Genomic DNA, 18,459 nt, shown 5'->3' with positions numbered 1-18,459 from the left:
TCTGCCCGCGTCCACGTCCGCCCGAGCCGGCCCCTGCGCGTGCTCGTGCTTGTCCTCGACGGCTCCCGCACCTCCCGCGCCGGTGGAGCGTCACGAAGGCCGACATGCGGGTCGGCGGCGGCGCGGTGCCTCACTCGCGTGCGGCCGTGCCGAACCACCTGGGCAGCCGGTCCAGCAGTTCCCGCTGGTCCTCGCCGGCCCACGCCACATGGCCGTCCGGCCGCAGCAGTACCGCGGGCGCGTCCAGTTCCTCGCTGACGTCGACGACGTGGTCGACCCGGTCCGACCAGCCCGCCACAGAGAGCCGGCCGGTCTGGTCGAGCAGCAGTCCGCGGCCGGCGTGCATCAGCCCGTAGAGGCGGCCGCGCCTCAGCGTGAGGTCCCGCAGGCGCCGGCCGAGGAGTTCATGGCCCGCACCGAAGTCGTAGCGGACACCGATCGCGGTGATCTTCTCGATCAGGTACCGGTTCACCTCGTCGAAGTCCATCAGCTGAGCCAGCAGCCGACGCACCGCCTGCGGTCCCGGCTCGGTGGACAGCAGCTCCATCTGGGCACGGGTGTTGTTCAGCACGTCGGCGGCCACCGGGTGCCGTTCGGCGTGGTAGCTGTCCAGCAGGTCCCGCGGTGCCCAGCCGGCCACCTCGGCGGCCAGTTTCCAGCCCAGGTTGAACGCGTCCTGGATACCGAGGTTGAGGCCCTGCCCGCCCACCGGCGGATGGACGTGCGCCGCGTCGCCGGCCAGCAGCACCCGGCCGACCCGGTAGCGCTCGGCCTGCCGGGTGGCGTCGCCGAAACGGGAGAGCCAGTGTGGTGAGTGCACACCGAAGTCCGTGCCGGCGACCGCCCTGAGTCGTCGTTTGAACTCCTCCAGGGTCGGCGCGACCGAGCGGTCCCCGGTCACCGCCTCGGCGGGCACGACGACGCGGTACAGCCCGTCCCCGACGGGTCCGAGGCCGAACAGCTTCTGGGTCTGCCGGACGTGGCTCACCACGGCGGTCACCGTCTCCGGCGGCACGCCCACCTCCATCGCGCCCAGCAGGATCTCGACCTCGGCGGGCGCGCCGGGGAAACCGACACCGAGCAGCTTGCGCACCGTGCTGCGGCCGCCGTCGCAGCCGACGAGATGGCGCGAGCGCAGTCGCGTGCCGTCGGCGAGGTCGACGCTCACCCCGTCGGCGTCCTGGCTCAGCCCGACCAGCTCGCAGCCACGCCGGATCTCGGTGCCGAGATCGACGGCGTGCTCGGCCAGCAGGCGGTCGGTGACCGTCTGCGGGATGCCGAGGACATAGGCGTGAGCGCTGTCCAGCCGGGCAGGCCAGGGCTTGTCGATGGCGGCGAAGAAACCGCCTGCCTCGAACCGCTTTCCGTGCGCGAGGAACCGCTCCAGCAGCCCGCGCTGGTCCATCACCTCGATGCTGCGCACGTGCAGGCCGAGCGAGCGGACGATCTCGGTCGGCTCCACCGCCTTCTCCAGCACGACCACCCGCACACCGTGCAACCGCAACTCGGCGGCCAGCATCAGACCGGTCGGTCCGCCACCGGCGATGATCACGTCGAACACTGAATCCCCGTTTCCGCAGGTTCTGGCCTCGGACGGGGATTGTGCGCCGGCACCGGGGCCTTGCCGCAAGGTCCCCCGTGGGCTATACGTTGAAGAGGGCAAGGAGGTGGTGACCTCCTTGCCTTTCCTCATGTGTCCACGCGGAACGCCGATCAGCCCGACTGGGGTTGCAGACAGCGCCTCGGCGACCGAGGCCCGGCGGTCAGGCGGCGGCCGGTGTCGGCCCGACCAGCTCGGACAGGACGTCCTCCATGGTCACGAAACCGAGGACGGCCCCCGTCTCCCCCGTCACCGCCGCCAGATGACTCCCGTCGGCGCGCAGCGCGGTGAGGGTGTCGTCCAGCGGGGTGTCGATGCGGACCCGGGTGACCGGGTGCAGGGTGGCGCGGGGGAAGGGCCGGTCGCGGTCGGTGGCGCCGAGGGTGTCCTTGATGTGCAGGTAGCCCAGCAGGGTGCCGTCCGGGCCGGTGACCGGGAAGCGGGAGTAGCCCGCCTCTGCGGCGACCCGCTCGAGCCGCGCCGGGGTGACCGAGACGTCCACGGTCCGCATCTTCTGGGTGGGGACGAGGATCTCGCCGACCGGCCGGGTGCCCAGCTCCAGTGCGTCCCGCAGCCGCTCGCCGTCGGCGGGCGAGAGCAGTCCCGCCTCACTGGCGTCGACGACCATGCGGGCGAGCTGGTCGTCGGTGAACACCGACTCGACCTCGTCCTTGGGCTCCACGCGCAGCAGCCTCAGCAGGGTGTTGGCGAAGGCGTTGATGCCGAACACGAAGGGCTTCAACGCACGCGTGAGGGCCACGAGAGGCGGTCCGAGCAGCAGGGCGGTCGGCACGGGGGCCGCGAGCGCGATGTTCTTCGGGACCATCTCGCCGATCAGCATGTGCAGATACGTGGCCAGCGACAGGGCGATGACGAACGCGATCGGGTGGATCAGGCCCTGCGGGATGTGGGCCGCGTGGAAGCCGGGCTCCAGCAGGTGCGCGATGGCCGGTTCGGCGACCGCGCCGAGCACCAGCGAGGAGACGGTGATGCCGAGTTGGGCGGTGGCCATCATCGCGGAGAGGTGTTCGAGACCCCAGAGGGTCATCCGGGCCCGCTTGTGGCCGGCACGCGCGCGCGGCTCGATCTGGCTGCGGCGCACGGAGATCAGGGCGAACTCGCCGCCCACGAAGAAGGCGTTGGTCAGCAGCGTCAGCGCGCCGACGAGCAGCTGGACGGTGGTCATCGGGCCTCCTCCCCGGTCCGGACCAGGGACGGTGCGGTGATCCGGACGCGGTCGGCCCGGTGATGGTCGACCTCGAGGACCTCCAGACGCCAGCCGCCGTCCACCTCGAGGTCGTCGCCCTTGGCTGGGATGCGTGCGAGGCGGCTGGCGACCAGTCCGGCCACCGTCTCGTACGGCCCCTCGGGCACCGTGAGCCCTATCTCGCCGAGCCGGTCGACGCGGACCGAGCCCTCCGCCTCCCAGGCCCGCGCACCGGCGGGCCGCAGATCGGGTATCTCCACGGGGTCGTGCTCGTCGCGGACCTCTCCGACGACCTCCTCCACGATGTCCTCGACCGTCGCCACGCCCGCCGTGCCGCCGTACTCGTCGATGACGACGGCCATGGTGCGGGTGACCCGCAGCCGCACCAGGAGCCGGTCGGCGGTGAGGCTGTCCGGGACCAGCAGGGGGGCGGTGGCCAGCTCGGTGACCGGGGTGGTGGCGCGCTGGTGCGGTTCCAGGGCGAGCACGTCACGGATGTGCACGGTGCCGATGACCTCGTCCAGGCTGTCCCGGTAGACAGGGAAGCGGGACAGGCCGGTGGCGTGGGTGAGGTTCGCGGCGTCGGCGGCGGTGGCATGGGCTTCGAGGGCCTTGACGTCGACGCGCGGTGTCATGACGTTCTCGGCGGTCAGCTCGCCCAGGTGCAGGGTGCGCACGAACAGTTCGGCGGAGTCGGCCTCCAGGGCGCCCTCGGCGGCGGAGTGCTCGGCGAGCGCGACAAGCTCCTCGGGGCTGCGGGCGGAGGCCAGCTCCTCGGCGGGCTCCAGGCCGAAACGCCGTACGAAGCGGTTCGCGGTGTTGTTGAGATGGCGGATGAAGGGGCCGAAGAAGGCGGTGAAGGCGCTCTGCGGTCCGGCCACCACCTTGGCGACGGCCAGCGGGCGGGAGATCGCCCAGTTCTTCGGGACCAGCTCGCCCACCACCATCAGCACGACGGTGGACAGGGCCACGCCCAGCGCGGTCGCCACCGGCGCGGCGGCTCCGCCGAGGCCGACGGCCTCCAGCGGGCCCCTGAGAAGCACCGCGAGGGAGGGTTCCGCGAGCATGCCGATCACCAGCGAGGTGACCGTGATGCCGAGCTGGGCGCCGGAGAGCTGGAAGGTCAGTCGGCGTACGGCCCTGAGCGCGCCCTCGGCGCCGCGCTCACCGGCCTCGGCGGCCCGCTCCAGGTCACCGCGCTCGACGGTGGTCAGGGAGAACTCGGCCGCGACGAACACGGCACAGGCCAGGGTGAGGAGCAGGGCCAGCACAAGCAGCAGGATCTCGGTCACCGGTGCACCCCCGCCCGTCCGTGTGTGGGGATCGCGGCGCGGCCGGTACTGGGAGGCTCACCCATTGCGGAACTGTGGCTCCTTCGTGGCGGGGCAGGTCGCATCCATAGTAAAGGACAGGCAAAGCGACCTGAGGCCACGACCACGTCGGCCGCATCGCCCGGCATCACCTGGCCTTCCCCTTCGCCCCAGGTCTGCGGGTACGCTGCCGGTCCGGCGGGCGTCTCGTCCGACCCGGGTGCCAACCTCTGACGGAGGCCTTCCCCATGTTCGGACTGAGTGAGCTCGCGATCATCCTGATCGTCGTCATAGCGGTCATCGCCGTCAAGAAGGGTCCGGAACTGACCCGTACCGCGGGCAAGTCGGCCCGCATCCTCAAGGCGGAGGCGCGTGCGGCGAAGGAGGGGGGCCCGGAACCCCAGGTCATCCAGGGAGAGGTCCTCCGACCCGGGACCGCCGCGGGGACCGAGCAGAGCCACGGCACACGCTGAGAAACACGGCACCGGGAGTACGGGTTCCCCTGCCGGCCGGCCCCGCGATGCCCCATGATGAGCGGGCCATGTACCTGCCGACCACCACGACTCGCGCGCCTCTGCCCTTTCTGCGGGCCGCGGTGTTCGCCGTCGTCGGTACGGTGCTCGGGATCGGCGCCCATCATCTCCTCGCCGAGGGCCCGGTGCCCTGGAGACAGGGGGCCGCCGCGACGGCCGTGCTCTTCGCGGTGGGTCTCATCGGTGTGCAACGGCCCCGAAGCCTGGCGGCGGTCGTCGCCTGCAGTGTCGCGGGACAGTCCGGGCTTCATCTGTGGCTGACGCTCAACGCGGCCGGGCATCACCCTGGCGGACACGTGCACGACGCCCACCCGGCGTGGCACGAACGGCTCCACGGCTCCCTCGCCATGACGGCGGCCCACTCAGTGGTCGCCGTGCTCGTCGCCGTCCTGCTGCACCGCGCGGACGCGGCCTGCTGGACGGTGGCCCGCGGGGTGACGACGGCACTCGACGCGGTCCGGGACCGGTTGGCCGCCGCCCGGCTGCTGTTCACCCGGCCCGCGTCACCCGCGCCCGCGGCCGCACTGGTCGTCGTGCCGACGTACGACGAACGGCCGCTCACGGAACGGCCGTCGCTGGCGCACACGGTGGTACGGCGGGGTCCTCCTGCGGCGAGCGCAGCTCTCGCCCACTGACCCCACCGGGACGCGCCGGTCCGGCCCCGCCGGACGACCGTCCCGCCGTACCGCCCTGCCTGGAGACCCGCATGTCCCGTATCACCCTGCCCCGCCTGTGCGTTGCGGCCGCCGGAGCCGCGACCGCCGTACTCCTGACCGCCGTTCCGGCCGCCGCCCACACCGAGGTCGAGGCCGACAAGGCGCAGGCCCTCGCCGAGAACGTCACCGTCTCCTTCCACGCCGAGGCCGAGTCCGACACCTCCGGGATCAAGGAGGTGCGCGTGGTCCTGCCCGAGGGCATCGCGCCGGCCGACGTGACGTACGACGGGGGGCCCAAGGGCTGGAGGTTCAGCGCGACCGACGACGGCTACACCGTCAAGGGCGCGGAACTGAAGACCGGCGAGAGCGCCGAGTACTCCGTCGTCGTGCGGCAGTTGCCCGACGCGGAGGAGGTGCCCTTCAAAACCCTCCAGACCTACGGCGACGGGCACGTCGACCGCTGGATCGAGCTCGACGAGAACGGCGAGAACCCGGCGCCGACGCTGAAGCTGAAGGCCGCGGCACCAGGGGCGAAGCCGGTCAGCCCCTCCCCCGGCGCGTCGGCGTCACCGTCGCCCACGCCTGAGGAGACGACCCCCGCAGCATCCCCGCAGGCCGCCGACACCGAGAAGGACGACGAGGGCGGGCTGTCCGCGGGTGCCTGGACCGGGATCGGCGCGGGGGTCCTCGTCGCGGCGGCGGCGGTGGTCTTCGCGGTACGGCGGCGGGGCGGCGCCGAGGAGTAGGCGTACCACGTGCGGGGATTTCCCGCACGTCCTGGATGAATCCCCCGCCTCCGGGTAGGCCAGCCACACGGCGTACCCGGGAGATGGAGTGCCATGACCTGTGCGAACCTCCCTGCACGGCACGGGGCCTGGGCGGTGGCCCTGGCGGTCACCGCCCTCGTCCTCACCGGAGCCTGTGACGACAACGACGGCGGTGGCGACGGCGGGGCCGCCCGGACGGCCCGGTCCTCCGCCGCCGGGTCACCGGGCGCGACCACGGCCGGCGGCTCCCCGTCGGTCTCCGCCTCCCCGGCTCCGACCGCCACCGCGCCCCCGGATCCACGACAGGCCGAGCAGGACATCCGGCAGGCATGGGCGGTCCTCTTCGACCCGAAGTCCTCCCTGGAGCAGCGCAGTGAGGTCGTCGAGGACGGCGACGAGAACGCCCTGATGATCGACAACCTGTTCCGCGACCCGAGCGGCAGCAAGCTGCGCGCCGAGGTGACCTCCGTGTCGTACACCTCGGACGTGCACGCCGATGTGGCCTACGACCTCACGCGCGAGGGCCGCCGATTGGATCCCGGCGGCCCGGGGGCGGCCGTACTCCAGGACGGCGGCTGGAAGGTCGCTCTGCGTACGGTCTGCGCGCTGACCCGGCACGCCGAGGACGCCCCCGAGGCACCCAGCTGCGCGGTGCCGCCCTCCAGCCCTGTCCCCGGTTCCGTCTCCAGCCCTGCCTCTAGCCCTGCCGGAACAGGTCGTTGAGCTCCGTCTGGGAGAGCTGGTCGGCGGCGTACGAGAACGTGCCCCTGTCGGCCAACTCCCGTGCCGCGTCGAGCAGATGGCGGTACATCGCGCGGGCGATGCTGCCGCCGACCGTGACCCGGCGGACGCCGAGTTCGCGCAGGTCGTCGAGAGAGAGCGCGTTGCCGGTCAGGCCCATCACCACGTTGAGCGGGCCGTCGAGTTCGCGCACCAGCGTGCGGATGGTCTTGGCGTCGGCGGCGCCGGGGACGAACGCGCAGTCGGCGCCGGCCTCCAGATAGGCGTTCGCGCGCCGTACGGCGTCGTCGAGCGGGCCGCCGACCAGCAGCACGTCGGTGCGGCCGACCAGGACGAAGGGCTCGCCGTCGGCCGCGAGGGTCTCGCGGGCGGCGCGGATGCGGTCGGCGGAGAGCTTCTCGTCGTAGAGCGGACGGGCTCGGTCGCCGGTGAAGTCCTCGATGTTGGCTCCGGCGGCCCCGGCGGCGAGCGTCCTCGCGATGGTGGTGGCGACGGTCTCGGGCGACTCGCCGTATCCGTCCTCCAGGTCCGCGCTCAGCGGTACGGAGATCCCGCCCGCGATCTCGTGCACCCGGCGCAGCATGGTCTCGCGGTCGACGCGGTCCTCGGCCGGCTGTTCGGCGAAGAAGTCGTGGTCGGTCCGTCCGAGGGAGAACGCGACGCCCGCGCTCGTGGTCGCCACGGCCGGGAACCCGGCCGCCTCCAGGATCCGGGCGCTGCCCACGTCCCACGCGTTGGGGAGCAGGAAGCAGCCCTCCCGGTGCAGGTCGGCGAAGCGCTGCGCCTTGGCTCGACTGTCGGTGTCCACACGGTCCTTCCCGGCCCGCCGCCCCTCGACGGGCTCCCGGAGAACGTACGCCCGCGGACGGCGCGAGGCGGACTCGTTGTGCGGTGTGGTCTTCGGCGCCCGTCGTGAGCCGACCGTGGGCCGTCGGAACGGGTCAGGCGCCGGCCAGGCCCCGGTCCGACACACCGCTTGACCGACGCCGTGCGGCGGAGGCGACGGCGACCGGAACCGGAGGCACGCTCTGAACAAAGGGCGCTGCGGAGACGTACCGTACGCCGACGGCCTCGGTGCACAGCCGCGGCACAACCTTCCCTAGAATGAGCCCGATGACCCGGCCCGAGCACCTTCCCGCACGACCGCCCCTGTGGCGGGCGTTGCTCGTGCTCGGGATGCTGGCCGGGGTGCTGGCCATGCACGGGCTGGCTCCAGGGGGCGGGCTTCACGGCCACGAAGGCTCGAGCTCCTCGCACATGACGACCGTCGCGGTCAGCGTCGACGAGACCTGTCACGCCGGTTGCGGGTCCGGGCACCTTCACCATGCCGACGCGACCTGCGCCTCGGGGGCCGTGAGCGGTGGGCCGGTGTTGCCCGGGCTCGCTCCCGACCCCGCCGCCACGGCCGTGTCCGACGACAGTCTGCGCCCCGAGGCGGTCATGTCTCAGGACGGCGCCCGCGCACCGCCCTCCCTCGCGGAACTCCAGCTCCTGCGGATCTAGACACGGCGTGCTCCGTCACGTCCAGATCCCTTTCGTACAACAGGAGTTCCAGCATGCGTACCACCCGTTTCGCGGCGCTGTCCGTGAGTGCCCTGTTCGCCCTCACCGCCTGTGGGGGCGGCGACGACAGCGGCTCGGCCGCCTCGTCGCCCTCGGTGTCCGCCGAGGCCTCGGCCGGCGCCCACAACGCCCAGGACGTCTCCTTCGCCCAGGGCATGATCCCGCACCACCAGCAGGCCATCGAGATGGCGGAGCTCGCCGACGGCCGGGCCGCCTCCGCCCAGGTCAAGGACCTCGCCGCCCGCGTCGAGAAGGCGCAGGGGCCGGAGATCTCGACCATGACGGGCTGGCTGAAGGCCTGGGACGAGAAGGTCCCCGAGTCGATGCCCGGCATGGATCACTCCGGCATGGACAACTCCGGCATGACCGGGATGACCGGGATGATGGACAGCGCCGACATGGGCAAGCTGAAGAAGGCCTCCGGCAAGGAATTCGACTCCATGTTCCTGACCATGATGGTCGAGCACCACGAGGGTGCCGTGGAGATGGCCAACACCGAGAAGGCCAAGGGCGAGTACAAGGCCGCCACGGCCATGGCCGGTGACATCGTCACCGCGCAGAACGCCGAGATCAGCGAGATGAAGAAGCTCCTCGGCGAGAGCTGACCCGTCCGCGTGTCGCCACGGTGCCCGCGCCGCTCGGTGCGGCCACCGTGGCCTGTCGGCCTTCCACGCTTGGTGACCGGGGTTCACGGGTCCTTCTCCGGGCACCCGAAGAAGGACTCTCCGGATCCGCGAGGAGCGACAGTGACGACAGGGCGACTCCCCGATCACGAACAGCGCATTCTGGACGAGGTGGAACGCGCCCTGCGCCGCGACCGCCGTCTGGACCGCCGCCTGCGCACCGGGCGGTTGCGCCGACGGCCCGACCTGTCCCGGGTGACGCACTACCGGCCGCGCGTCCTGACCGTGGTCCTGCTGCTCGCGGTGTCGATCGCGCTGCTGGTCACCGGGATCGTCACCTCACGGCCCGCGGTGATCTGGACCTTCGCGGCCATCTGGCCTCTGACGCTGTTCGCGGTGTTCCGGCTGGTGTGCCGGTGGACGGAACGCTGATCGTCAGCCCTCCCCCGGCTCGAAGGCCGACTCGATCGGACGCTCGTCGACCAGGACCCGCCCCTGCGGCGGCCCGTTGAGCAGCGCGCGTACGGCGGTCAGGACGTCCGGCGCCACATGATCGGCCCGCGCCGTCTCCTCCGGCCGGGTCCGCTCGTCCGGTACGAGGATCCCGTGGGCGCCCACCCGGGCGGCGGCCTCGGCGTGCGCGGCCGTGCCGACGACCGCGCAGTCCGCCGGTGCGGTGCACACCCGGCCCGCCGCCCAGAGGATCAGGCCCGGTTCGGGTGGTCGGCAGTGGCAGCCGTCGTCGGGCCCGTGCGGGCACACTCCCCAGATGTCGAAGGGACCGAGGAGGTCGTCGACGCGGTGGTTGACGGCCCGTACGTCGGCGTCGCCGAGTCGCCCGTCCCCGCCCGGTCGCAGGGCGACGAACCCGGTGCGGACGCCGTGCAGGCGCAGCATGCCGAGCGCCTCACGGGCACCGGGCGCCGGGCGCACCCCGTCGGGGCCGGGCGGGTCTTCGGCGAGGATGCTGTCGCGGTCGAACAGCACCGTACGCACGCGCGTCATGCGACCACCTCCCGGCTCCCGCGTGCACTTCTTCCTCTCGGCGAGTAACCGCGCGGGGCCGGTCCATGCGGCGGGGCGCGATCTACCAGGTCAGGTGGAGGCGCTGGGGCGAGCGGTGGATCATCGTCGGCCGCATGGCGACCGGCTGCCCGTCCGCGAGCCGGAGCCCCGGAAGCCGGCCGGTGAGCTCCTGGAGCGTGAGGTTGAGCTGGTCGCGGGCCAGTTGTGAGCCGGGGCAGCTGTGCACGCCGTGTCCGAAGGCGAGGTGACGGAGGGGCGGGCGGGTGATGTCGAAGGTGTCGGGGCGCGGATGCCGGGCGCCGTCCCGGTTGGCGCCGCCGAACGCCACGAACACCGTTGCTCCGGCAGGCAGTTCGGTGCCCGCCAGGGTGACGGGACGGGTGGTGACCCGGCGGAAGCCCTGTAGCGCGCTGTCGTAGCGGGCGGCCTCCTCGACGGCCGCCGGTATGCGCTCGGGTTCGGCGCACAGCAGCTCCCACTGGTCGGGGTGTCGCAGCAGGTGCAGGACGGTCGTGCCGATGAGCGCGGTGGTGGTCAGGTGCCCGGCGATCAACAGGTTCTGGAGGTGGGCGACGAGTTCGTGCCGGTGGTCGAGGGTCAGCTCACCCGGCTCGGTGAGGGACGCGACGAGTTCGCTGCACAGGTCCTCGCCCGGCTCGGCGTGCCGCTCGCGTACGAGCCGGTCGAGGATGTGCTGCATCGCCACCACGTCCTCGGCGGCGGCGACCTGCTCGCTCTGTGCCAGTGGCCGGAACAGCAGTTCCTCGGCGCGGTGGCCGCCGTGCACCACGGCCGGGACGTCTGCGGGGTCGAGGCCGACGATCCGCCCGATGACGTCGCCGGGCAGCTTCCGCGCGTACGCCGACATCAGCTCGACCCCGCCGTCCTTCACGAACCCGTCGACGAGGGCGGCGGCGCGCCCGGCGGCGTACGGAAGGACCGCGGCCACCCGCGACGGCGAGAGGCCGCGCACGATCGGCGCGCGCAGCCGCTGGTGCAGGTCGCCGTCCGCGGTGACGACGACCGGACGTCCGCCGAATCCGCCGCCGAGGACGGCGAGCGCGGCCGGCGACGGCAGTACGTCGGGCACGAGGGCGTTCGCCGACGAGAAGTCCTCGGGGCGGCGCAGTACTTCGCGTACGTCCGCATCCCGGGCGACCAGCCAGGCGTCGAACTCGTCGATGCGCGCCAGCCCTTCGGCCTCCCGGGCCCGCTCGTAGTGCGGGTACGGATCGCTCTGCAACGCGTCGAGCCTGCCGTGCGGTTCGGTGTCCACGAGACGTCCCCCTGCGGCCGGTGGTGCCGGTGGTGCGGTCGCGCTCATGGTGCCGTACGGATTCGGGGGTGTACATGCACATGTCGACAGGGGGAGGGCCCGGGGCCCCGTCCAGGGGCGTGTGCGCCCGCGGTACGTCAGCGCGCCCGCATCCGGCTGCGCCAAGTATGTGAGACGCCTATGAAATCCCCGCTGAGCAGGACTGATTCCCTAAGATCAACCCGTGGTCACCTTCCTCCTCGAACGCACGGCCCCGCTCTCCCCCGACGAGGCCTGGCGCCGCCTCACGGAGTGGCCCCGCCACGGCGAGGTCGTCCCCCTGACGCGCGTCACCGTCGAGCCGCCGGGCCCGACCACCGAGGGCACGCTCGTTGTCGCCCGTTCGGGGTTCGGCCCGCTCGCCTTCGCCGACCCCATGGAGGTCACGGTCTGGCGCCCACCCGCGGAGGGTGTCTCCGGCCTGTGCCGCCTGGAGAAGCGCGGCCGGGTGGTGCGGGGCTGGGCCGAACTGGAGGTGCACCCGGGTCCGGGCGGCCGCGCCCGCGTGATCTGGCGCGAGTCGCTCCGGGTCCGTTTCCTGCCCGGCCTGTTCGCCCCTGTGCTGCGGGTGTCGGCCCGGTCGGTCTTCGGGCGGGCACTGAACCGGCTGCTGCGGGGAACCTGAAGGGCGTGCAACAGTGGGCACCATGACGGCAGTTGACGGTACGACCGTGCAGGTGGACGAGGTCGAGGAGCTCGCGGTGGACGGGCTGCGGTGGCTGGTGGCCGCCGCGCGGGAGACGGCGGACGGCGGACTCGCCTGGCCGGCCGCGCCCTCGCAGGAGAGGACCGACCCCATCCTGTACAGCGGCACGGCGGGGATCGTCTCCGTGCTCCTGGAGGCATGGCGGCACCTGGGCGACGACTCCTACGCCGACCTCGCACTCCGCGCGGGCCACGGCCTGGCCGCCGCCGTCGACGGCCACGAGGACGACTCCCTGTACTTCGGCCGGTCCGGCATGGCCCTCGTCCTGCACACCCTGCACCACGAGCTCGGTGACACCGCCTGCGGCACGGCGGCCGACCGCGCGATGGCTCTCGTGCGCTCGCACTTCGACGGGGAGCGCTGGGGCGAGCTGTTCGAGCTGATGGGCGGCAACGGCGGCACGGGCCTGGCCGCCCTGGCGGTCGGCGATCCCGAGTTCGCCGTCCTCGCGGTGGAGCCCTATCTGCGGGCCGCGGAGAAGACCCCGTGGGGCGTCACCTGGCCGCACCGCCCGGGCACGGAAGCCCGCATGCACCACATGTCGCACGGCACGCTGGGCATCGCCTACGCCCTCGTCCGGATCGGCCACGCGACGGGCCGCGCCGACCTGGTCGACCTGGGGCTGGCGGGGGTCGCGGACGTCGTGGCCCGCGCCGAGGGCGGCCCGGACGGCTTCCTGGTCCCGCACTCCACCCCGCAGTTCCTGCCGGACCTGATCGAGCCGGTCAGCTACGGCTGGTGCCACGGCCCGACGGGTGACGCCCACATGTTCCGGCTGCTGCGCGACACCCAGGGCGACCCGGCCTGGGCCGCGCTCGCCGACCGCTGCTGGCACACGGTCGTCCACTCCGGCCTCCCACAGCGCCTGCGGCCGGGGTTCTGGGACAACAACGGCCGTTGCTGCGGCACGGCGGGCGTCCTCGCCCTGGCCGGCGACCGGATCGCCGAAAGAGCCGGAGGGCAGGAGGCGTACGACTTCGCGCGGGTCCTCGTCGCCGACCTCGCCGCCCGCGCGGTCCGGGACACCGACGGTGCCCGCTGGTCCAACGTCGAGCACCGGGCCACCCCGAGTGACCTGGAGCCCGGCACCGGCTGGGCGCAGGGCGGTGCGGGCATCGTGCGTGAACTGCTGCGCTTCGTCCGGCTGAGCCGGGGCGGCGATCCCAGGTACGCGTTCACGTGGCCGGACCAGCCCCAGGTGTCCGCTCAGGCCACCGACCCGATCCGGCGGGCCGGCACCGAGGTCACGTCGTGATGGATCGGCGTGTGCGCGCCGGTGAGGGAGACCCCGCTGCCGCCCCGCCGGCTCGCGACGATCTCCGCGGCGATCGACAGGGCCGTCTCCTCGGGCGTACGAGCGCCGAGGTCCAGGCCGATGGGTGACCGCAGCCGCGCCAACTCCAGCTCGGTCACGCCGACTTCGCGCAGTCGTTCGTTGCGGTCGAGGTGGGTGCGGCGGGAGCCCATGGCGCCCACGTAGGCGACCGGGAGGCGCAACGCCAGCTGGAGCAGCGGGACATCGAACTTCGCGTCGTGGGTCAGCACGCACAGGACCGTCCGGGCGTCGACCTCCGTGCGCTCCAGATACCTGTGCGGCCACTCGACGACTATCTCGTCGGCCTCCGGGAAGCGCGCCTCGGTCGCGAAGACGGGGCGCGCGTCGCACACGGTGACCCGGTAGCCGAGGAACGTGCCGATCCGCACCAGGGCCGACGCGAAGTCGATCGCGCCGAAGACGATCATCCGGGGCGGCGGCACGGAGGACTCGACGAGCACGGTGAGCGGGGCGCCGCAGCGCGAGCCCTGTTCGCCGATCTCCAGGGTGCCGGTGCGGCCCGCTTCCAGGAAGGCGCGCGCCTCGGCGGCGACCGTGCGGTCCAGCTCGGGATGGGCGCCGAAACCGCCATGACCGGAGACGTCCTCGGGTCCTACGACGAGCGCGCGGCCGACGAGTTCCCGCGGTCCGGAGACGATCCGCGCGAGCGCGGCCGCCCGGCCCCGCGCCGCCGCTTCCAGCGCGGCCGCGACCACGGTACGGACGGAGTCCCCCGCCCGGACCGGGGTGACGAGGATGTCGATGATGCCGCCGCAGGTCAGGCCGACGGCGAAGGCGTCCTCGTCGCTGTAGCCGAAGCGTTCGAGGACCGACTCCCCGTCCTCCAGCGCCTGTTGGCACAGTGCGTAGACCGCGCCCTCCACACAACCGCCGGAGACCGAGCCGATCGCCGTGCCGTCGGCGTCCACCGCGAGGGCGGCGCCGGGCCGGCGGGGCGCGCTGCCGCCGACGGCCACCACGGTGGCCACGGCGAAGTCACGCCCCTGCTCGAACCACCGGTGCAGTTCGTCGGCGATGTCCAGCATGTCTCGGTCTCCTCAACAGCGGGTTGCGTACGGGTGTGTTCGGGCGGCTAGCGCACGCCCATCCAGCTCTCGATCGGGTGGAGGGCGTAGTACACCAGGAAGATCACCGTCAGTCCCCACATGAAGGCGCCGATCTCCCGCGCCTTGCTCTGCGCGACCTTGATCGCGACGTACGAGATGACGCCGGCGGCGACGCCTGCCGTGATCGAGTAGGTGAACGGCATGATCACGACGGTCAGGAAGACCGGGACGGCAGTGGCGCGGTCGGCCCAGTCGACGTGTCGGGCGTTCATCATCATCATCGCGCCGATCACCACCAGGGCGGCGGCCGCGACCTCGCCCGGCACGATCGCCGTGAGCGGGGTGAAGAACAGACAGGCCGCGAAGAACAGGCCGGTGACGACGGAGGACAGGCCCGTTCGGGCGCCCTCGCCCACTCCCGTCGCCGACTCCACGAAGACGGTCTGACCGGAGGCACCGGCCACTCCGCCGATCGCACCGCCCGCCCCGTCTATGAACAGGGCCTTGGACAGGCCCGGCATCCGGCCCTGCGCGTCGGCGAGTCCGGCCTCGGTGCCGACGCCGATGATGGTGGCCATCGCGTCGAAGAACCCGGCGAGCACCAGCGTGAACACGATCATGCCGACCGTCATCGCGCCGACCTCGCCCCAGCCGCCGAACTCGACCTTCCCGAAGATCGAGAAGTCGGGCATGGAGACCGCGCTGCCGTGCAGTTCGGGGGCTCCGCTCGCCCACTGCCCGGGGCCGACGGCTCCGACCGCGTTGAGGAACACGGCGAGTACGGTCCCGCCGACGATGCCGATCAGGATCGCGCCGGGGACGCCTCGCGCCTGGAGCATGAAGATCGCGAGGAGGGTGACGGCGAACAACAGGACGGGCCAGCCCGCGAGTTCACCCGTGGGACCGAGGGTCACCGGGGTGGCCTTGCCCTGGTGGACGAACCCGGCCTTGTAGAAGCCGATCAGTGCGACGAACAGGCCGATGCCCATGGTGATCGCGTGCTTGAGGGCCAGCGGGATCGCGTTCATGATCATCTCACGCAGGCCGGTGACGACCAGCAGCATGATGACCACGCCGTACATCACGCACATGCCCATGGCCTGCGGCCAGGTCATCGCGGGCGCGACCTGCGAGGACAGGACGCCGGAGACGGACAGGCCGGCGGCGAGCGCGAGCGGTACCTTGCCGAAGAAGCCCATCAGCGGCGTGGTGAAGGCCGCCGCGAACGCGGTCGCGGTGATGAGTGCCTTCTGGCCGAGGGTGTCCCCCGCCGCGTCCTTGCCGGACAGGATCAGGGGGTTGAGCAGGAGGATGTACGCCATCGCCATGAAGGTGGTGACGCCGCCGCGCAGTTCACGCGCGACCGTGGATCCTCGCCGGGATATGTGGAAGTACTGGTCGAGCCAGGACCTGCCGGCCGGGACGCGGGTGCCTTCTCCCGCGTCGTCGGCCGTGGTCCTGGGTTCCAGGGACTGCTGGGTCATGGTGCCGTCTCCCAAGGTTCACAGGGACACCCGCGCAACCGCCTTTTCGGGCACGGGATTTGGGATGTGCACGACCCGGGGGACGGCCCAGGACGGACAGTTGGGGCCCGGGGGACGAGGTCCCCCGGGAAAACTCACCGGTTCAACGCCCGGAGGGTCACGTGCCGGTCAGGTGCTCCGGCCGTACCGGTGTCCTGTTGAGCTCCAGCCCGGTCGCGTTGCGGATCGCCGCGAGCACGGCCGGAGTGGAGGACAGGGTGGGTGCCTCGCCGACGCCGCGCAGCCCGTACGGCGCGTGGTCGTCGGCGAGTTCGAGCACGTCGACGGGGATGGTCGGCGTGTCGAGGATCGTGGGGATCAGGTAGTCCGTGAAGGAGGGGTTTTTGACCTTCGCCGTCTTCGGGTCGACGATGATCTCCTCCATCACCGCGACGCCCAGGCCCTGGGTGGTTCCGCCCTGGATCTGGCCGATGACGGACAGCGGGTTCAGCGCCTTGCCGACGTCCTGCGCACAGGCCAGTTCGATCACCTTGACCAGCCCGAGCTCGGTGTCGACCTCGACGACCGCGCGGTGGGCGGCGAAGGAGTACTGGACGTGTCCGAAGCCCTGCCCGGTACGCAGGTCGAAGGGCTCGGTCGGTCGGTGCCGCCACTCCGCCTCGACCTCGACGCTCTCGCCTTCGAGCACGTCGACCAGGTCCGCGAGGACCTCACCGCCGTCGGTGACGACCTTGCCGCCCTCCAGGAGCAACTCGGCGGTGGCCCAGGCCGGGTGGTACGAACCGAACTTGCGGCGCCCGAGCTCCAGCACCTTCTCCCGGACGAGCTCGCAGGAGTTCTTGACGGCGCCGCCGGTGACGTACGTCTGCCGGGAGGCCGAGGTCGAACCCGCCGAGCCCACCTGCGTGTCCGCGGGACGGATGGTCACCTGCGCGACCCCCAGCTCGGTGCGGGCGATCTGCGCGTGGACGGTGACACCGCCCTGCCCGACCTCCGCCATGGCCGTGTGCACGGTGGCCACGGGCTCGCCGCCGACGACCTCCATGCGCACACGCGCGGTCGAGTAGTCGTCGAAGCCCTCGGAGAAGCCGACGTTCTTGATACCGACCGCGTAGCCGACACCCCGCACGACGCCTTCACCGTGGGTGGTGTTGGACAGGCCGCCCGGCAGCTGCCGTACGTCGGCCTCCTCACCGGCCGCGAGCCACTGCTGCTCCGGAGGAAGGGGCATCGCCTTGACGCGGCGCAGGAGTTCTGCGACGGGAGCCGGGGAGTCGACGGGCTGGCCGGTCGGCATGATCGTGCCCTGTTCCATGGCGTTCAGCTGCCGGAACTCCACCCGGTCCATGCCCACCGCGTCGGCGAGCTTGTCCATCTGCGCCTCGTAGGCGAAGCAGGCCTGGACCGCGCCGAAGCCGCGCATCGCGCCGCAGGGCGGGTTGTTGGTGTAGAGCGCGAGGGCCTCGATCTCGACGTCGTCGACGACGTACGGCCCGACGCCGAGCGAGGCGGCGTTGCCGACGACGGCCGGCGAGGCGGAGGCGTACGCGCCGCCGTCGAGGACGATCCGGCACTTGACGTGGGTCAGCTTGCCCTCGCGCGTGGCCCCGTGCTCGTAGTACAGCTTGGCCGGGTGGCGGTGGACGTGCCCGAAGAAGGACTCGAACCGGTTGTAGACGATCTTGACGGGCTTGCCGGTGCGCAGCGCCAGCAGGCAGGCGTGGATCTGCATCGACAGGTCCTCGCGGCCGCCGAAGGCCCCGCCGACGCCGGACAGCGTCATGCGCACCTTGCGCTCGGGCAGGCCGAGGACGGGCGCGATCTGCCGCAGGTCGGAGTGCAGCCACTGGGTGGCGATGTAGAGGTGGACGCCACCGTCCTCGTCCGGCACGGCGAGACCCGACTCGGGGCCGAGGAAGGCCTGGTCCTGCATGCCGAAGGTGTACTCGCCCCTGACGACGAAGTCGGCCTTCTTCGAGGCCTCTTGGACGTCACCGCGGATGATCGGCTGCCGGTGCAGGATGTTCGGGTGCGGGACGTGTCCGATGTGGTGGTCGTCGCGGTTCTCGTGGACGAGGATCGCGTCCGGCGCGGTGGCGGAGGCCTCGTCGGTGATGACGGGCAGCTCGCGGTACTCGACCTTGATCTTGGCGGCGGCGCGGCGGGCCGTCTCCGGATGGTCGGCGGCGACGATCGCGACCGGCTCGCCGTGGTGCCGGACCTTGCCGTGGGCGAGGACCGGGGTGTCCTGGATCTCCAGACCGTAGTTCTTCACCTCGGTCGGCAGGTCGTCGTACGTCATGACGGCGTACACGCCCGGCAGGGCGAGGGCCTCGCTCGTGTCGATGGACACGATCTCGGCGTGCGCGACCGTCGAGCGGAGGATCTGCCCCCAGAGCATGTCCTCGTGCCACATGTCGGACGAGTACGCGAACTCGCCGGTGACCTTGAGGGTGCCGTCGGGGCGGAGCGTGGACTCGCCGATGCCGCCCTTGGTCTTCGAACCCTGGGTGATCTTGGTGGGAGTGCCGTTAGGAGTGGACACT

General features: G+C 72.1%; 18 protein-coding genes. 9 read left to right on the top strand and 9 right to left on the bottom strand.

From position 1 onward, the window contains the following. Positions 1-130: 130 nt before the first annotated feature. From rox to QF027_RS37480, 3 genes are all read right to left on the bottom strand, one after another. Positions 131-1,561: a rifampin monooxygenase gene (gene rox, locus QF027_RS37490; RefSeq protein ID WP_307079667.1), complete on the bottom strand. Its 1,431-nt coding sequence runs from the start codon at positions 1,559-1,561 to the stop codon at positions 131-133. Between the two features lie 202 nt (positions 1,562-1,763). After that, complete coding sequence (locus QF027_RS37485) at positions 1,764-2,786, bottom strand: hemolysin family protein (RefSeq protein WP_307079665.1); 1,023 nt, start codon at positions 2,784-2,786, stop codon at positions 1,764-1,766. After that, on the bottom strand, positions 2,783-4,099 hold the full coding sequence (locus QF027_RS37480; RefSeq protein WP_306974657.1) for a hemolysin family protein: 1,317 nt from the start codon (positions 4,097-4,099) through the stop codon (positions 2,783-2,785). The genes QF027_RS37485 and QF027_RS37480 overlap by 4 nt, the downstream gene beginning before the upstream one ends. 266 nt (positions 4,100-4,365) lie before the next feature. On the opposite strand from QF027_RS37480, the gene QF027_RS37475 reads away from it, so the two are divergent. The 4 genes from QF027_RS37475 to QF027_RS37460 all read left to right on the top strand — a co-directional run bounded on the left by QF027_RS37475 (position 4,366) and on the right by QF027_RS37460 (position 6,796). After that, complete coding sequence (locus tag QF027_RS37475; protein WP_307079663.1) at positions 4,366-4,590, top strand: twin-arginine translocase TatA/TatE family subunit; 225 nt, start codon at positions 4,366-4,368, stop codon at positions 4,588-4,590. Positions 4,591-4,658: 68 nt separating this feature from the next. Continuing rightward, the gene (locus QF027_RS37470) at positions 4,659-5,285 is read left to right on the top strand and encodes a hypothetical protein (protein ID WP_307079661.1); all 627 of its coding nucleotides are present in this window, start codon (positions 4,659-4,661) and stop codon (positions 5,283-5,285) included. Positions 5,286-5,356: 71 nt separating this feature from the next. Next, positions 5,357-6,052 (top strand): DUF1775 domain-containing protein, encoded by a 696-nt coding sequence (locus QF027_RS37465; RefSeq protein ID WP_307079660.1) that lies wholly within the window; start codon positions 5,357-5,359, stop codon positions 6,050-6,052. Between the two features lie 93 nt (positions 6,053-6,145). Further along, positions 6,146-6,796 (top strand): hypothetical protein, encoded by a 651-nt coding sequence (locus QF027_RS37460; protein ID WP_307079658.1) that lies wholly within the window; start codon positions 6,146-6,148, stop codon positions 6,794-6,796. On the opposite strand, the gene QF027_RS37455 is transcribed toward QF027_RS37460, so the two are convergent. Beyond that, a complete protein-coding gene (locus QF027_RS37455; RefSeq protein WP_307079656.1) occupies positions 6,771-7,622 on the bottom strand; it encodes an isocitrate lyase/PEP mutase family protein in 852 nt (283 codons plus the stop codon). The genes QF027_RS37460 and QF027_RS37455 overlap by 26 nt on opposite strands. Before the next feature lie 305 nt (positions 7,623-7,927). On the opposite strand from QF027_RS37455, the gene QF027_RS37450 reads away from it, so the two are divergent. From QF027_RS37450 to QF027_RS37440, 3 genes are all read left to right on the top strand, one after another. Further along, positions 7,928-8,317, top strand: a complete 390-nt coding sequence (locus tag QF027_RS37450; protein ID WP_307079654.1) for a DUF6153 family protein — start codon at positions 7,928-7,930, stop codon at positions 8,315-8,317. A 53-nt stretch (positions 8,318-8,370) separates the two neighbouring features. After that, complete coding sequence (locus QF027_RS37445) at positions 8,371-8,982, top strand: DUF305 domain-containing protein (RefSeq protein WP_306974672.1); 612 nt, start codon at positions 8,371-8,373, stop codon at positions 8,980-8,982. A 141-nt stretch (positions 8,983-9,123) separates the two neighbouring features. Beyond that, positions 9,124-9,432, top strand: a complete 309-nt coding sequence (locus QF027_RS37440; RefSeq protein WP_306974674.1) for a DUF3040 domain-containing protein — start codon at positions 9,124-9,126, stop codon at positions 9,430-9,432. A 3-nt stretch (positions 9,433-9,435) separates the two neighbouring features. On the opposite strand, the gene QF027_RS37435 is transcribed toward QF027_RS37440, so the two are convergent. Further along, positions 9,436-10,005, bottom strand: a complete 570-nt coding sequence (locus QF027_RS37435) for an HAD-IIIA family hydrolase (RefSeq protein ID WP_306974676.1) — start codon at positions 10,003-10,005, stop codon at positions 9,436-9,438. A gap of 82 nt (positions 10,006-10,087) precedes the next feature. Beyond that, positions 10,088-11,302, bottom strand: coding sequence for a cytochrome P450 (locus tag QF027_RS37430; protein WP_307079652.1), 1,215 nt, complete (start codon positions 11,300-11,302; stop codon positions 10,088-10,090). Between the two features lie 223 nt (positions 11,303-11,525). On the opposite strand from QF027_RS37430, the gene QF027_RS37425 reads away from it, so the two are divergent. Both QF027_RS37425 and QF027_RS37420 read left to right on the top strand, forming a co-directional pair. Next, positions 11,526-11,966, top strand: a complete 441-nt coding sequence (locus QF027_RS37425; protein ID WP_307079650.1) for an SRPBCC family protein — start codon at positions 11,526-11,528, stop codon at positions 11,964-11,966. Positions 11,967-11,988: 22 nt separating this feature from the next. Continuing rightward, entirely contained in the window at positions 11,989-13,302 is a 1,314-nt protein-coding gene (locus QF027_RS37420) for a lanthionine synthetase LanC family protein (protein WP_307079648.1), read from the top strand. On the opposite strand, the gene QF027_RS37415 is transcribed toward QF027_RS37420, so the two are convergent. The 3 genes from QF027_RS37415 to QF027_RS37405 all read right to left on the bottom strand — a co-directional run bounded on the left by QF027_RS37415 (position 13,254) and on the right by QF027_RS37405 (position 18,458). Continuing rightward, positions 13,254-14,408: an XdhC family protein gene (locus QF027_RS37415; RefSeq protein WP_306974683.1), complete on the bottom strand. Its 1,155-nt coding sequence runs from the start codon at positions 14,406-14,408 to the stop codon at positions 13,254-13,256. The two genes, QF027_RS37420 and QF027_RS37415, sit on opposite strands and share 49 nt — an antisense overlap. A 47-nt stretch (positions 14,409-14,455) precedes the next feature. Continuing rightward, a complete protein-coding gene (locus QF027_RS37410; RefSeq protein ID WP_307079646.1) occupies positions 14,456-15,913 on the bottom strand; it encodes an NCS2 family permease in 1,458 nt (485 codons plus the stop codon). A 157-nt stretch (positions 15,914-16,070) separates the two neighbouring features. Continuing rightward, on the bottom strand, positions 16,071-18,458 hold the full coding sequence (locus QF027_RS37405) for a xanthine dehydrogenase family protein molybdopterin-binding subunit (protein WP_306974688.1): 2,388 nt from the start codon (positions 18,456-18,458) through the stop codon (positions 16,071-16,073). Position 18,459: the final 1 nt, after the last annotated feature.

Source organism: Streptomyces canus, from assembly GCF_030816965.1.
GTDB lineage: Bacteria > Actinomycetota > Actinomycetes > Streptomycetales > Streptomycetaceae > Streptomyces > Streptomyces canus_E.
Note: the sequence above shows the minus strand (reverse complement) of the source record. Positions and strands in the feature narration are given on the sequence as shown.

Bases quoted from the DNA above. Each gene is read 5' to 3' on its own strand.
- QF027_RS37485 (WP_307079665.1), bottom strand. From the start codon at position 2,786: ATGACCACCGTCCAGCTGCTCGTCGGCGCGCTGACGCTGCTGACCAAC.
- QF027_RS37475 (WP_307079663.1), top strand. From the start codon at position 4,366: ATGTTCGGACTGAGTGAGCTCGCGATCATCCTGATCGTCGTCATAGCG.
- QF027_RS37470 (WP_307079661.1), top strand. From the start codon at position 4,659: ATGTACCTGCCGACCACCACGACTCGCGCGCCTCTGCCCTTTCTGCGG.
- QF027_RS37465 (WP_307079660.1), top strand. From the start codon at position 5,357: ATGTCCCGTATCACCCTGCCCCGCCTGTGCGTTGCGGCCGCCGGAGCC.
- QF027_RS37460 (WP_307079658.1), top strand. From the start codon at position 6,146: ATGACCTGTGCGAACCTCCCTGCACGGCACGGGGCCTGGGCGGTGGCC.
- QF027_RS37450 (WP_307079654.1), top strand. From the start codon at position 7,928: ATGACCCGGCCCGAGCACCTTCCCGCACGACCGCCCCTGTGGCGGGCG.
- QF027_RS37445 (WP_306974672.1), top strand. From the start codon at position 8,371: ATGCGTACCACCCGTTTCGCGGCGCTGTCCGTGAGTGCCCTGTTCGCC.
- QF027_RS37435 (WP_306974676.1), bottom strand. From the start codon at position 10,005: ATGACGCGCGTGCGTACGGTGCTGTTCGACCGCGACAGCATCCTCGCC.
- QF027_RS37420 (WP_307079648.1), top strand. From the start codon at position 11,989: ATGACGGCAGTTGACGGTACGACCGTGCAGGTGGACGAGGTCGAGGAG.
- QF027_RS37415 (WP_306974683.1), bottom strand. From the start codon at position 14,408: ATGCTGGACATCGCCGACGAACTGCACCGGTGGTTCGAGCAGGGGCGT.
- QF027_RS37410 (WP_307079646.1), bottom strand. From the start codon at position 15,913: ATGACCCAGCAGTCCCTGGAACCCAGGACCACGGCCGACGACGCGGGA.